Here is a 15,986-nt window from a genome sequence, read left to right as displayed (position 1 = left end):
CGTTTATAAAAAGAAAGAGGTCGCCGTTGCAAAGTTGAATTTGTACCATCTCTTAACATCAAGTATAAAAAAGATAATAATTCCAAAAAAAGACTAAAAACACAAGCGCCCAAATCTTTGATCCGGGCGCTTTGATATCAAGATAAAGCTGTGCTGGAGAACTACTATTTATTTATGGCCTTCTTGAGCAGCATCAACATTGATATGGGCCATAGCGATTTCGGTTAACTTTACGTCAGCGTTTTTCTCTTCTTCAAGTGTTTTTGCAAAAAGCAAGGCTGCTTTTGTTTCACCAAGAGTAACTGCATAAACACGCAAAGTGCCATAAGTGGCTATCTCATAATGCTCTACTTTTTGCGCTGCGGCAATCATAGCTGCATCACGTACATCCCCAACTTTAGTTTCTTCGATTATTCCGTTCGCCTCATCAAGTAATCCTGCCATGGCGTCGCATTTCTTGCCAACAGCTTTAAGACCCAAAGATTCAAATACTTTTTCCAGTCGAATAACGTGTTCTTCAGTTTCTTTCAAATGATGCTCAAACGCATGAATTAATTGTGAAGCCGTTGCATTTTTGGCCATTTTAGGCAGAGCTTTTGTTAATGCCTTTTCTGCCCAGTAAATGTCTTTTAATCCATCTTCAAAAAAATCTCTTAAGTCTTTCGCAGCATCAGGTTTTGCCTTTACCACACCTTTTTTAGGCTCTGCGGTTTGTTTCTTAGCTGCTGTTCCTACTGTTTTTTGGGACGGCACGCCCGCTTTTGTTGGCTGATCTTTTGTCGTTTTCATAACTTTTGATTTTAGAAATTAATTATGTTATTAAATGAAAAACAAATTTAAAAATTAGTAAAATCTATTACATACAAAATTATTATAAATATTTATAAAATTCACACATATCTATATTTAATTAACTTAAACTTTACAAGTATGATTATCTTTTCGATATAATTAGCAAATATGCTAAATGATAAAAAAGAGTAAATCATGCAAAAAAAATCAAAAACAGCCTTACTTTTAAGAGTAAAGATAACAATGTGCAGTTGTTCACTAGATATGTCCGCTGTGGTTCTTTCGGTGGTCTACAACAACAATAAAAATACCGCTTTATTACATTTAAATGCTCCATTCCAGAACTAACTCGTCTGCGATTCTTAGGATTTTCCCCTTTGTCCCAAATCAAGGAGTGCAAAAGGTTCAACTAGTATTTACATGCGCTTAACTCTTTTTCTTCCTTGATAATTTTTACTTTTTTTTCTGATTAAGCTTTTGTAAATAGCTACGCTTTAAAATAAATTTTACGCCATAATTACTTTGTTCCGCTATAAAATAAATAATTTTAAGGTAGTTCCGGTTTCGTAAAAATGAACTTAAAATTTTATTTTTAAGATATTTATGATTCTAAAAAAGGGAAAGAAAATTCAGTAGACAAATGCATTTTATCAACTTTTGACCGTGAATAAAATCTAAATTGTATTTTTAATTTATGCCTTGGTCAAGATGAATTGATATTAAAATTCCATTTCATTTGGAACTAATTATTTGTAGCTATTAATACAGTTTTGTAATCAATACATTACATATCATGTACTCAATAGCGTTAATTCCCTTTCCTTCTTGTCATGATAAATTTTATATCTAAAATACTTTTAATACAAAAACATCTGCACTGGGTACAGATGTTTTATTACATTAGAAATCAGTAGTAAAAATAGGAACGATGACCCATGATAATTACTATTCAGCCGCTTCAATATTAACGATATTGAGTGCAATGTTATTGAGCAGACAGTCTGCCTCTTTTTCTTCAGCCAGCGTTTGTGTTAATAATTTTGCAGCATCATTTTCGCCAAGTGTTTTTGCAAAGGCAGACAAGGTACCATAAGTTGCAATTTCATAGTGTTCAATTTTTTGCGAAGCAGCAATTATACCAGCATCCCTTACAGGCCCTAACTCGGTTTCTTCAAGAATACTGTTGCCTTCTTTTAACAGTCCAACCATAGCCTCGCATTTTTTTCCTTCTGCTTTTTCTCCAAGAATATCGAAAACTTTTTCAAGTCTTGTAACTTGATTTTTTGTTATTGTAAGATGTTCTAAAATTGCACTCGCAAGGCTGGCCGATGTAGCATTTTCAGCCATTTTAGGCAAGGTATCAACAAGTGCGTTTTCTGCCCAATAAATATCCTTAAGACTATCAATAAAAAAGTTTCTTAAATCAGTAGCAGCGTTTGACGAAGGCGTTACGGTATTATTTTTATTGTCCTTCGCACTAGGTTTACTTTCAATATTTTTTTCTGAATTTTTCATCTATCTAATTTTTTGAGGGTTAATTGTATAAGTTTATCTCACGCTCCCAAAAACGATGATCGCCCATAGCAGCTATAAAATCTTTAGCAAAAGTTTCGTTTGCCACATCGTTCGTTAATAGAATACCGCCATCATCCTTGCTTATTTTCGAAGCAAATGGTGCTGTTAATATCAATTCTGTTGCTTTTCCATCAGCACCAATAACTTTACAATGTTTATAGGCATCGCTCAGGAATTCCATAACATCATCATTTTTCATTAGGGTACTAAATCCCAATCCATGCGGAATGTAAACAGCGTCAAATAGAACTGATGATGCGGTCAGAAAACTAAAGTCAGCAGCAATCGCCCCTTCTGTATCAGTGAGAACTGATCCTAGATGTGGTGCAATTATTAACCCTACGGCATCTTCTTTTACAAGAGCATTTTTCATATTCATAACAGCTGCTTCCGAAACTCCATGGGCACAAATAATTGCCACTTTTCTCGAAGCAATTGTAGCTGAATTGGTTGGGTTTTTAAGCATTGAAAGGGCGTCAGAAGATACAACTGACGACTCCACAATACGTGGCTCCTGCTGACCTTTTATTTCATTTTCTGGTGAAACTCCTCTGTTTAAAGGGGTTTCAAGTACAGTCGGGACAGTAGCGCCAAGACCAATAGCAACTTTTTCTGCCAGTTGAGTGTCTACTTGAGATAGAAGCCCCAACATTCGGATTCTGATGGCGGTCGTTTCAACTTTACCGAGTTCAAAGCGCAAAGCTTTTACGATATGGCTTTTTTCTGTTGGTGTCTGACTGTTAAAAAATAATTTAGCCTGACCAAAATGGTCAGCAAAACTTTCGCTTCTTTCTCTAACTTTATGCGAATCGACACGCTCGTTGAAACTTGAAAATCCTCCTTCACTAATTTTGGCTTGGTAAGGACATCCTCCACCAAGTGAATTAGGATGATAACTGACACGCCCTACATTGATTTCCTGACGCATATGTCCATCACGTTGATTGTTATAAACTGGCGCTATACTTCTATTGATTGGTATCTCATGAAAATTAGGACTACCCAATCGGGATAGTTGTGTATCAGTGTAAGAAAACAATCTTCCCTGAAGCAACGGATCATTGGAGAAATCAATTCCTGGCACAACATGTCCCGGATGAAAAGCAATTTGTTCTGTCTCGGCAAAGAAATTATCAGGATTTTTATTTAGCACCATTCGACCAACAACAGTAACTGGTACAAGTTCTTCAGGAACGATTTTCGTTGGGTCAAGTAAATCAAATTCATATTTGTGTTCATCTTCCGCTGGAATTATTTGTATCCCTAATTCCCATTCAGGAAAATTACCCTTTTCAATCGCTTCCCATAAATCCTCTCTGTGAAAATCAGGATTCTTCCCTGAAATTTTTTGTGCTTCGTCCCATGCTACTGCATGAGTTCCTAATTTAGGTTTCCAATGAAATTTTACGAAACTAGACGTTCCAGCTTCATTGATTAATCTAAAAGTATGAACTCCAAACCCTTCCATCATGCGATAGCTTCTAGGAATCGCACGGTCAGACATGACCCACATAATCATGTGCATGGATTCTGGCATGAGAGAGATAAAATCCCAAAAAGTATCGTGAGCAGAGGCCGCCTGTGGCATTTCATTATGAGGTTCCGGTTTTACTGCATGAACAAGATCTGGGAATTTTGAGGCATCTTGAATAAAAAATACTGGAATGTTATTGGCCACAAGATCATAGATTCCATCCTGCGTATAAAACTTAACAGCGAATCCTCGGGCATCTCGGGCAAGATCAGTAGAACCTCGGGAACCCGCAACTGTTGAAAATCTTGCAAAAACCGGAGTTCTTAATCCTGCCTCTTGCAAAAATCCAGCTTTCGTTAATTCAGGTATCGGATTACTTACTTCAAAGAAACCATGTGCTCCAGAACCACGCGCATGCACTATTCTTTCAGGAATTCGTTCATGGTCAAAATGTGTGATTTTTTCTCTAAGAATAAAATCTTCAAGCAGAGAAGGTCCGCGTTCGCCCACTTTGAGTGAATTGTTATCGTCATTAATACGGACACCTTGATCGGTAGTCAGGAACTTATTGGTCCCATCTGATTTGTTAATGGACAAATCGCGCTGTTTTTCATCTTGCAAATTTTTCATTTAATAAAATTTATTAGTTAAAATACTTTGAACCTGCCAGAACATTTCATGATTATTAATTTATTACTAACACATTTAGAGTAAGTTACAGTCTTGAAATCATCTGGAATATCAAAGTTAATTAATATTTAATTATCGCTCTTGCATAATTATTTTATAATATTGCACAATTGCCACTTTTATCTACAATTTTTATAGTAAACTATTTTAAAAATTAACTTCGTGATGGTGTATCCGTCTTTTCTCTTATTTCACGTAGACGAATTTTGCTCGTGAAGACCCAATCTTCGTAGAGAAATAGAAAAAAGGCGCTTTTCCAGTTTGGAAAAGATTCACAATCAGACTCCCCTATCACATATAAAATCATACACGGATTCCATAGCCACTCCCTTTCGCGATAATTACTCCTTTTTATCCTATATGCTGCCATAAAATGAGCTTTAAAGGAGATCATTAATAACAGCACAACGGTGAGGAAATATTTTTAAACTGCGGAATCTCATCTACTTTTTTTACACCCCAAGGCACTCTTTTTTGCGTAGCGTTTAGCGCTCTGTCGACTTCTTTTTCTTTGCCTAAATTGTTTAATTCTGAAGAACCTTTTAGTATTAAGAAAATGGTACATATTACGAGAAACGCCATTTTAAGGAATTCACTTTTCGACTTGGTGGTAAAATGTTATATAATTTTTCTGTTATTTACCGCTTTTAAACGATGCGCGATAGCCAAGGTTATCAAATTTATCGGTATGTTTAGAATGTATCTGCCTATGTTATTCATGGACAGAAAACAAATACTATCCAGCCAAAAAACGATAGGTATTTTTGTCGTAGCCGTTGCGGTGAACGTACTCATAACCTGGCCTTGAGCAAGGGTAAACAAATAATTTATGTTTGTTGCAGCCAAATGATAATACATCTAGCCTTTCTTTGAGATAGTTAACAATTATATTTTGAAAGTCAGGAAACCCCCATTTGTAAATATCATTTTATATATCCTTTCATTTAGTAGCATTATCACAAAGGCAAAGGGGGATCTTCTCCATTGAAATTTAAACCTCTGATAAGTATTGGGAGTTTCATGATTTTATATAATATGTGTTATATCAGACACTTATGATATTTAAAGACAGTGCTTAAGCTAAAAAATTTAAAAAAACAGAAGTATTTAAAAGATATAATATCCCTTCTCAAGGAGAAAAAACATATATCATAAGGCAAAGTGACGCTATTATTTTTCTAAAATTGTGTTAATTGATTTAATAATAGAATTAGAAGATGAAGCCTATTAACAATCAACAATTATTTTGTTGCAAAAATTTCATAAAAAAGACTAATTATCTGTCTCTGTGGATGATAAAACTTTGCTTATTCACAAAGAGTTAATAGGCAAGATTTTACGAAGTAATGATCCAATCTTTTCCGGTAAATAGATAATATTAGCATGCAGCACTTGAACATTTATTCCATAACAACTTAATAATATGTAAATTACATAACTTTTTAACAAAGTTTTGTAACATATTTTAACATTATAAATCGAACTTTACATTTCAATAACAAAGACATTAGCTTAATTTATTATCGTATGCTCTTGTTTTTAAAAAAAATTTAAAACATGAAATCGTAATTGCTTGTAAAAAATAAATAATAATATCTTTTTTCTTGCAGAACAGTCATTGGTTTTACAAAAACCAATAAAAAAAATTGCGCAATTATCTTAACCTACATTTAAACTCAGATTGCTATGGGAATGGAAAGAAAAAGTAATCGATGTATTTTTCGCTGTTATTACAGCAGTATGTAGGAAATGCATTTTACCTCTATTATAGCCATGCCAACGAATGATTAGGCTGTGCATCTGTTGATTGATTTTAATTTCTAAAAGAGTGACTACTTAATACTAAAAAAATGAGAAATAGAATCACCTGTAAAAGTTCAAATACACCAACCAAAGGAAGTCAAAAAAAAAGGTCTTCTGCTGTGTCAAATACTAAATATCTCCCCGAAACTAAAGATAAGTTGCCCGAAATTTTATTTATCACTTCGCATCCTCCTCGCGAATGTGGCATTGCCACTTATTCTCAGGATTTAATTAAGGAATTAAATAATAAATTCAAACATTCGTTCACGATAAAAATATGTCCGCTGGAATCAAACAATGAACAACATGTTTACTCCTCACCGACACAATATATTCTGAATACTGACCATATAAATGCTTTCCGCAGTTTAGCAACCAAAATTAATCAGAACGATGCTATTGAGATTGTATTGTTACAACACGAATTTGGACTTTTTAGAAAAACTGAGGCCGATCTTATACTGTTTTTAAATACGGTAAAAAAACCTGTCATCATTGTTTTTCACACCGTACTGCCTAATCCAAATGAATTATTAAAAGAAAACGTAAAAAAAATAACCGGATCGGCACATTCAATTATTGTAATGACCCATTCGTCCGCAAAAATTTTAATAAATGATTATGGAGTTACTCAGGAAAAAATTACCCTTATTGCGCATGGAACGCATTTAGTTCCTCACGCTGACAAAACAGTTTTGAAAGAAAAATATAAATTTACGGGTAGGAATGTACTTTCGACTTTTGGTTTACTAAGCTCCGGAAAAAGTATTGAAACGACCTTGGATGCATTACCGAGTATAATCAAAGAAAATCATGATGTACTGTTTTTAATTATTGGAAAGACACACCCATCAGTCCTTAAAGAAGAAGGAGAAAAATACCGGTTGATGCTTGAAACAAAAATTGAAACCTTGAAACTGCAAAATCACGTACAATTTATAAATTGTTATTTATCCTTATCCGATCTACTGGAATATTTACAGCTTACCGATGTTTATTTGTTTACTTCCAAAGATCCAAACCAAGCTGTGAGTGGTACTTTTTCTTACGCCATGAGTTGCGGTTGCCCTATCGTCTCCACTCCTATTCCGCATGCCTGCGAAGTATTGCGTGGTGAGTCCGGAATTATTATAGATTTTGGAAACGTTCAACAATTAGGCGAAAAAGTAAACCATTTGTTACTTAACGAGCAGTTGAGAAAAAAAATCCGTGCCAATACGCTGCACAAAATAGCACCAACCGCATGGGAAAATGCCGCAATTGCTCACGCTTTATTATTCGAAAAAATTGCGAACGATACGCTTTCTTTACATTATGAAATCCCCAAAATTAATTTGGATCATATAAAAAAATTAACTACCTCTTTTGGAATGATTCAGTTTTCAAATATCAATCAACCAGATATAGGTTCCGGTTACACATTAGATGACAATGCAAGAGCCATGGTTGCAATGTGCCAACATTTTGAACTGACAAAAGATATAACCGATTTAGAATACATCAATATCTATTTTTATTTTATCAAATACTGTATGCAGCCCGCAGGAAATTTTTTGAATTACATAGATGAATACCAAGAATTTACAGATCAAAATAATACAACAAACCTATCTGATTCCAATGGAAGAGCAATATGGGCTGTGGGTTATTTGATCGCAATAAGTGATTTGATCCCCGCAGATTTAGCGAAAGAGGCACATAAAATAATGAATACTGCTTTGTTGAATGTAAATAAAATTCATTCTACAAGAGCGATGGCTTTTGCAATTAAAGGCATTTATTATAGCAATACAAAAAATAAATCAGAACAAAACATAGGTTTAATAAAAGAATTGGCTAACCGATTGGTTCAAATGTACAGACACGAATCCGACAAAGATTGGAATTGGTTTGAGAGCTATCTTACTTATGGAAACAGTATTTTGCCCGAAGCCTTATTGTGTGCTTGGTTAACAACAGGAGATCTTATTTATAGAAATATTGCGAAATCTTCATTTGACTTTCTTTTGTCAAAAATATTTAGGGAAAATACCATAAAAGTAATATCAAACAAAGGATGGCTGCAAAAAGAAAATGAGTCTATTAAGACACCAATAGGCGGCGAACAACCAATCGATGTAGCTTACACAATTATAGCACTGAGCAAATTTTATGAAGACTTTAAAGAACATGCGTATTTAGAAAAAATACAAATTGCCTTCAGCTGGTTTTTAGGAAATAATCATTTGCACCAAATTATATATAACCCATGTACTGGAGGATGTTATGATGGGCTGGAAGACACTTACGTCAATTTGAATCAAGGAGCAGAATCTACCGTCAGTTATTTAATGGCAAGACTAACAGTTAAAAAAAACATTCACAAAAAACCCTAGACATTCCAGAACTCCAAAAAGTCAAATGAAACTTCATTTGAAATTGCATTGCAAAAATCAATTTTCATAATATATTTTTGATATCAGAATAATGACTACACTTATCGTGTAGTTTACACATAATCAAATAATTGTATTAAAACATACCTTCTCAATATATTGAGATGGCTCTATCTTTCTAGTGTTTGAGCCTGTAAGTACTCGAAATCAATATTTGAAATTCAATTCCTATCAATTACCAGTTCTAAAAAAGCATTGCTATTGTAATCCGAATAGAAACATTTTATTATTTTTTATATTTTTGAAACAGTAGCTTATCTAAAGTTTTAGCTTATAAAACTAACACCTTTTAATGTGATTCTTCAAGAAATAGGTCAAGATTGAAAACAGTAACGAAATCGTTTCAGAATAAAAAATAAAATTTTGCTATTTAAGAATTTTATAATTTAATTTTCTAAATTAAACAAATGAATTGGTCGTGAACTCTCTTTTAACAAGTGGGGAAATCAAAGTAACTCGAAACGAGAATCAATGGTTTTCAAACAAATGTCCTTGCGGATTTATCTAAAACATAAATTAGGGAGGAAGTAACATCCCTAAACGATTTTTTATCATTATATAAAAAATCGCACTTATTTTATTATAATTTAAAAATAAAGCTATGCGAGTTCCTGTAATCCGAAAAAAAATAACATTTATCCCTGATTCAAAGAGAGTTGTCGCTCGGTATTTTATCAATGGCGATCAGAGGACACAAAAAATGGTCAGCCATATTATGTTGTTGAATGAAAAACAAGTCATAAATACCTTAGAAAATACACTTCGTGAGTTTGCCAGAAGACATCGAAATATTTCAAACATATTTTTTAGGCATTGCGAAAAAATTAAGGGCATAATAGAAGGGATGCAAATCAATTATGATGACTTGTCACAGGAACGAAAAATGCTTATCGGTTCCTACTGTACAATGGAGTATGCAATCGAATCCGCCGCCATTTTTAATCCTTCTATTGTGGAAGATTTCGATCAATCAGGTCTCGAAAAAGGCGAAAAACGGGTCATCCTTTCTTTCCGTGCCACCGGTGAAGGTCACATCTCGTCAATTGTATTTAGAAGGGGAATCCTAGATATGAATAACAATCTCCAAGTGATGAAAATTGGTAATAACATTGATAAAGCAGAAATAGTACACAAAACATTATACAACAAAGAACGATTTTTGATGAAATTGGCAGAAATGCATACTTCTGACAAATACTCAACCCGCATTATGCAGGACCTGCCGCAGGAATTTGAATATGCCATATTAAAAAATATGGTAAATAAAGCTTTATGCGATCCAATGATTCGTCAGGAGAGGAGAACGGCGCTGGAAGAAGTGATTTGGTTGGCGGATTCATTTTATGATTTACAATTCAAACATGATTCTGATATCACCGAACGTGTTATATTTCCAATATCAGATTCTGAAAGCCGTGGTATTGAAGATGCTCGTTTTGTACGCTTTGTGGATGATGATAAATCAGAAAAAATATTTGCAACTTATACAGCTTACAATGGTCATGTTATACTTCCGAAGCTTATTTCTACTGAAGACTTTTATACGTTCCGTGTAATGCCCTTATATGGAACTGGTGCTCAAAATAAAAATTTGGCATTATTCCCAAAAAAAATCAAAGGCAAATATGCCATGCTTTCCAGAATTGATGGGGTTAACAATTACCTAATGTATTCCGATAGACCTACCCAATGGAATAATCCCGTTATCATTCAAGAGCCCCGTTATCCGTGGGAATTTACACAAATTGGAAATTGTGGATCGCCTCTTTGGACCGAGGAAGGCTGGTTAGTAATTACTCATGGTGTAGGTGCCATGAGACGATATTGCATCGGTGCTTCGCTTTTTGATCTTGATGATCCTTCAAAGGAAATTGGAAGACTTAAAGAGCCCTTGCTTTCACCGCTCGAAGATGAACGAGAAGGCTATGTACCTAATGTAGTGTATTCTTGTGGTTCGATTATTCACAACAACAGCCTTATATTACCTTATGCCGTATCAGACTACTCCTCTACTTATGGTGTGGTAGATATGGTAGAATTAATCGAAACTTTGAAGAAAAGTAAATGATAACTTAGAGAGTTAATCTCGTTCTTATTTCATTGAGTAGAGGTGAAATTATTTTAATCATCGTATAAAAACTTACGAAATTAAAATCATTTATTGCTAAATACGATTTTTAGAGATTTTATAGTACCAGCTTCCATTAAGAACCTAAAAAGCTTCAAATTCAAAGAACTTTGAAGATCAATACTTTTTGTTAGACCAAGGGAACTATTTACCTAATTTTTCTTTTAAGATTTAAAGAAGCGAGGTATACCTATTACCGAGTCAGTGTTATAATTATATCCGTTTCCTACAATGTCAATTCAAATAATTTACTTTGAAAGAAAAATAAATTAAAATTCAAAGTACGAGATTAGTTTATCAGGAATTTTATTTCCTTAAGAAATACTACCACTGATAATTCACAATAAGCATACGCTGCTTTTGCTTTAAAAGTAGACTCAATTTGTAATTAAGGGAATAAGATTAACTCTGAATTATTCTATTATATTTTAATATTCAAATAATTCTATCATCCAATATGTAATTTAAAATAAAAAGTACTACCCAGACCCAATTCACTTTCTACTCCAATAGTTCCGTTTTGCGCTTCTATAAATTCTTTACTTATAGCTAAACCGAGTCCAGTGCCAGACTTATGACTTCCTGGAACCTGAAAATATTTATCAAAAACTTTAGTTTTATAACGGTTATCAATCCCTTTTCCGGTATCAATTACTTGAAAAATAACCTGATTATTTTCATTTTTAAGTTTTACAATTACCTTGCTGTTTTCTGATGAATACGCAATTGCATTGGTTAAAAAATTAATCAAAACCCAAGCACTTTTTTCACTATCCGATTTTATAGCAGGTAAATTTTGTTCGGTCTCGGTAACTAGCTCAATTTGTTTTTGTTCTGCTTGCACTTTTACCGCTTCTATAGCGTAATTAATAATTTCATAGGGATTACTCTTCTCCATATTCAGCTTAATATTCCCTGTTTCTAACTGCGACAATTCCAACAACTCCCCAGTAATTTTTAATAACCGCTGACTATCGTCTTTTATACTTTCGATTAATTGCTGTTGGTCTTCATTAATGTTGCCTGTTTGTGCTTTTTCAAGCAATTGTAAACTTAATTTTATGGATGAAATTGGGGTTTTTAATTCGTGTGAAACAGTAGCAATAAAATTAGTTTTAGCAAAATCCAGTTCTTTGAAAACAGTAATATTTCTCAAAATAATAACATCGCCAATGTCAATAGTTTGTTCTTCTCCTGTTGGTTTTATCGTAATATTTACTGTTTCTTTTTCGAAATAACTTTCTTTTCCATCAGCAAAAATTTTCATAGGAAGCGATTTCTGTTTTTCGTTAGACAAATCATTTATTACAAGCGATTTCATCAAATCATTTGTCAGAGCAAGAGTTGTTGCCAATTTTCCAATTACTTCTTCCGTTTTTAATCCAATGATTTTCAATGCTTCATCATTTGCAAATAAAACCAATCCTTGATTATCCAACCCAATGATTGGATCATGCATATTATTGATTAAGGTTTCTAGTCTTTTCTTTTCAAATGACAGTTTATAAAGATTACTATTGTTATACTCCTGCAGTTTTTCTGTCATGATATTGAATGATTTGGCCAAATCCCCAAATTCATTGTGATTCATAAAATTCACACGTTGCGAATAGTTTTTGTTGGCAATTTGCTTGATACTGTCTGTGAGTTCTTTTATTGGATTGGCAATATTGTTGGGCAAATTCACTAATAAATTGAATGCAATCAAAAAGCAAAGTGTTCCTGTTACTGCAATCCAAAAATTAGCGGTCTCTGCTGTGTGTTTTGCAATATCACTTTTTTCTTTTATTGCATTCATATTCAATTTCATAATCTTGAAAATGTCTTGACGGATTTGGCTTTTCAAGGTTTCATCTGTTCTATTTTTTTTCAAGAAATCAAAATTTTTCTGTAAATTATAGGTCGCTTTATCTTCGCCAGCCTCCGTAATATTGGCAATTTGTTTGGTAATATTAGTTTCAAATATAGTAATTGCCTTTTCTTCATTCCCATTAATTTCATCTAACGAAAGAAGCATATTACGAGAATATTCCAGCGTGTTGTAATTAGCTTTCAGAATATTTTCCGTGTCTTTTTTTATGGAGAATATATAAAATGCCGCTACTAATGAAAGAATGATTATCATTAGAAAAAGCAATCCAACGCCCAGGTTTAATTTGGTTTTAATTTTCATTTTAAGAAAGTATTACAAGGTCAATATTGGATGACGTTAAGTTGTTAAGCAATTTATTGAAAATAGTTGTCGATAAAATTACTTTAAATAAACTCAAATGCGGTTTCCCAATACAAACGGTGGTGATTTGTTTTTGCGAGACGACCTCTAAAATTGCATCTGTAATATGAGTATTCTCTACTTTAATTACTTCGGCACCCAGCTGTGTAGCTAATTTAAAATTATTAATCAGATGTCGTTGTTTGTCGAGCGCAATTTTGTCGCTGCTTTCTTTTGGCGTTTCTACATACAAAACATACCATTTGCTATTGTAATAACTCGCTAACCGAGCCGTTTTTCTTATGATTGCCTTGGCAATTTTGTCGTTACTGCTGATACAAGCCAATAATTTTTCATGTTTTGTTGTGACGTTTTTGGGTACTTCACTTTCCACTTTCCGATTCACCTGACTAGCCACTTCCTTTAAAGCCAATTCGCGCAATTGCAATATTTGATCGGATTTAAAAAAATTATTCAGCGCCGTAGGGATTTTATCTGCAGTATAGATTTTACCTTCTTTCAAACGGGCAATCAATTCATCTGAAGTCAAATCAATATTGACCACCTCATCTGCTAATTTCAAAACGCTGTCCGGAATACGTTCCTGAACGTCAATATTCGTAATGCTTTTGACGTTTTCATTTAAACTTTCAATATGCTGAATATTTACTGCCGAAATCACATTTATTCCCGCTTCCAGAATCTCCAGAACATCCTGCCACCTTTTTTCGTTTTTGCTTCCTTCTATATTCGTGTGCGCTAGTTCATCTACAATAACTACTTCAGGACGCAAATTGATAATGGCTTGTAAATCCATTTCTTCAAGCAGTTTCCCTTTATAAAAAAGGGTTCGCCTTGGAATCACAGGCAAACCATCCAACAATTCATGTGTTTCCTTGCGAAAATGCGTTTCAATATACCCAATCTTGACGTCGATACCGGTTTTCAACAACGTATGCGCTTCCTGCAACATACGAAAAGTTTTGCCTACACCGGCACTCATACCGATGTAGACTTTAAACTTTCCTTTACGTGATTTCTGAATTAAATCAAGAAAGTGTTTGACATTATTTTCTTTTTCGTTGTCCAATTTAGTTTTAGGATTTTATATTTTAGAAAAAATTAAAATGAAATAGCTAATGACGTAGTTAAAAATACATTTTGATTGCTTGGCAAATTGTCTTTCAAAAAGATCTCGTCTTTACTATTTAAAGTTCTTGCCTCTATTCTGAACATGACATTATCAGTCGTTAAATAATCGAAATTAGCTGAAAAACCGTAGGTTTTAAATCCATTTGGAGTTCCTGTTGCAATAATAACTCCTTTTTCATCACCATAATATTCACCTCTTGCTGCCAATTGGATTTTACTTGTTGGTTTGTATTGCGCTATTAAAATCGGTGAAAACCAAACATCATACTCCTCACTTTCTGTTACTTTTTGTTGCGCTCCAATATCAAAACCAGCTGTTAAACTTGTCTTTTCGGATACTTTAAATTGTCCGTAAAAATTGTTGAAATAACGCCATTTTTTTAAATTATCCGGTTGTTCATTCCCTACATAGGTACTCCAGTTTAATGTGGTTTTTGCAGTAGGTTTATAGGTTACTTGAGTACCAAAAGCCGGTGTTTGGTTGCCATCAATTTTCTGAATGCGTTGCCATCCGTTTAAATACATGGCAGCTAAATACCATTTTTCATTTTTTGACGTAAATCCAATTTTCACTCCTGCTTCATAATACGGGGAATTATCAGCCAAAATACTTCTAGTCAAAGTGGCACAATCTTTACCAATCGCGCTTTCAAAACCAATATGTGATGGCATAATTCCCGCATCAATCCACAGATTGTAGTTTTTAGAAATTTTCACACCTACATTAGCTTCATATACGTTTTTCAGTAAATCCTGTTCTGCTGCCAAATTGTATTCGGCATACGTTCCGGCCATTAGGGCAAAATTCCCGCGAACATTGTCCTTGACATAATTTACTTTCGCCAATCCTAGATTCAAATTGATTTCATTATGCTTGTTATGACTGTAAATAAATCCAGGTCTTACATGATTGTCGGGTTCGCCAAAATCATAACTGTAATATGTTTCTATATAACCCGAAAACGTGAAGGGACTTTGTGTTTTTTCAGTTTCTTGTGCACTAACTGTTGTTATCCCAAAAGCTATTAAAGCTGTAACTATTATTTTTTTCATTTTTTCAATTATTACAACCCTATCAGGGTTTGAAACCCTGATAGGGTCAAATTTTTAAATATTATTTTTATTTCAACTCATCCAAAGCCGCATTCAGCTCTAAAACATTTACTGTTGCGGTTCCTATTACTGCTGGTGAATTGATTTTGGTTTCCACCAAAGCTTTTACTTTACTTTCAGACAAGTTTCTCGCTACAGCTACTCGTTTAACCTGAATCAAAGCTCCTTGCGGTGAAATATTAGGATCTAAACCACTTCCAGAAGCCGTCACCATATCCGAAGGAATCTCTGATTTTTTCAGATATGCATGCACAATCAAAAACGTATCAATTCTTTTTTGAACCAAAGCCAGATAATCCGGATTGCTCGGCCCTTTGTTGCTTCCTCCACTTCCCGCAGCGTTATAATCTACAGCGGAAGGTCTTCCCCAAAAGTAGTTGGATTTGTCGAATTTTTGTCCGATTTTTTGATAGCCCACCACTTTTCCGTTTACGGTAATTGTTTCTCCTTTTCCTTTATTGGGAGCCAATTGTGCTATCCCAAAAATTGCCATTGGATAAATAACTGCTAATAAAACGACCATAAATAAGGTCAATTTTAATATTGAAAATATATTTTTCATTTCTTTATTTTTTAGACCTAACCCATTTTAAAAGCGGTTTAGGTATTATT

The 15,986-nt window shown here is 33.8% G+C and carries 10 protein-coding genes and 1 pseudogene; 2 read left to right on the top strand and 9 right to left on the bottom strand.

Going from position 1 to position 15,986, the window contains the following annotated elements; translation table 11 throughout:
* Positions 1-168: 168 nt before the first annotated feature.
* The 5 genes and pseudogenes from BMX64_RS06725 to BMX64_RS15555 form a co-directional block, all read right to left on the bottom strand.
* Positions 169-789: a YciE/YciF ferroxidase family protein gene (locus tag BMX64_RS06725; RefSeq protein WP_091168866.1), complete on the bottom strand. Its 621-nt coding sequence runs from the start codon at positions 787-789 to the stop codon at positions 169-171.
* A gap of 948 nt (positions 790-1,737) precedes the next feature.
* Complete coding sequence (locus tag BMX64_RS06720; RefSeq protein ID WP_091168863.1) at positions 1,738-2,307, bottom strand: YciE/YciF ferroxidase family protein; 570 nt, start codon at positions 2,305-2,307, stop codon at positions 1,738-1,740.
* Positions 2,308-2,326: 19 nt separating this feature from the next.
* A complete protein-coding gene (locus BMX64_RS06715; RefSeq protein WP_091168860.1) occupies positions 2,327-4,471 on the bottom strand; it encodes a catalase in 2,145 nt (714 codons plus the stop codon).
* 453 nt (positions 4,472-4,924) lie between these two features.
* A pseudogene (locus BMX64_RS06705) lies at positions 4,925-5,119 on the bottom strand (hypothetical protein); the annotation flags it as partial.
* Between the two features lie 30 nt (positions 5,120-5,149).
* The gene (locus BMX64_RS15555; protein WP_143056059.1) at positions 5,150-5,389 is read right to left on the bottom strand and encodes a hypothetical protein; all 240 of its coding nucleotides are present in this window, start codon (positions 5,387-5,389) and stop codon (positions 5,150-5,152) included.
* Between the two features lie 992 nt (positions 5,390-6,381).
* Here BMX64_RS15555 and BMX64_RS06700 point away from each other — a divergent pair.
* Positions 6,382-8,709 (top strand): glycosyltransferase, encoded by a 2,328-nt coding sequence (locus BMX64_RS06700; RefSeq protein ID WP_091168849.1) that lies wholly within the window; start codon positions 6,382-6,384, stop codon positions 8,707-8,709.
* Between the two features lie 661 nt (positions 8,710-9,370).
* Entirely contained in the window at positions 9,371-10,837 is a 1,467-nt protein-coding gene (locus BMX64_RS06695; protein ID WP_091168846.1) for a glycoside hydrolase family 130 protein, read from the top strand.
* Between the two features lie 508 nt (positions 10,838-11,345).
* On the opposite strand, the gene BMX64_RS06690 is transcribed toward BMX64_RS06695, so the two are convergent.
* The 4 genes from BMX64_RS06690 to BMX64_RS06675 form a co-directional block, all read right to left on the bottom strand.
* Entirely contained in the window at positions 11,346-13,070 is a 1,725-nt protein-coding gene (locus tag BMX64_RS06690) for an ATP-binding protein (protein WP_091168842.1), read from the bottom strand.
* Position 13,071: 1 nt separating this feature from the next.
* A complete protein-coding gene (locus BMX64_RS06685; protein ID WP_091168838.1) occupies positions 13,072-14,199 on the bottom strand; it encodes a histidine kinase in 1,128 nt (375 codons plus the stop codon).
* 32 nt (positions 14,200-14,231) lie between these two features.
* On the bottom strand, positions 14,232-15,314 hold the full coding sequence (locus BMX64_RS06680; RefSeq protein ID WP_091168833.1) for a porin: 1,083 nt from the start codon (positions 15,312-15,314) through the stop codon (positions 14,232-14,234).
* 67 nt (positions 15,315-15,381) lie between these two features.
* Entirely contained in the window at positions 15,382-15,936 is a 555-nt protein-coding gene (locus BMX64_RS06675; RefSeq protein WP_091168829.1) for a K(+)-transporting ATPase subunit C, read from the bottom strand.
* Positions 15,937-15,986 lie beyond the last annotated feature (50 nt).

The organism is Flavobacterium sinopsychrotolerans (assembly GCF_900110375.1).
Classification (GTDB): Bacteria; Bacteroidota; Bacteroidia; order Flavobacteriales; family Flavobacteriaceae; genus Flavobacterium; species Flavobacterium sinopsychrotolerans.
Note: the sequence above shows the minus strand (reverse complement) of the source record. Positions and strands in the feature narration are given on the sequence as shown.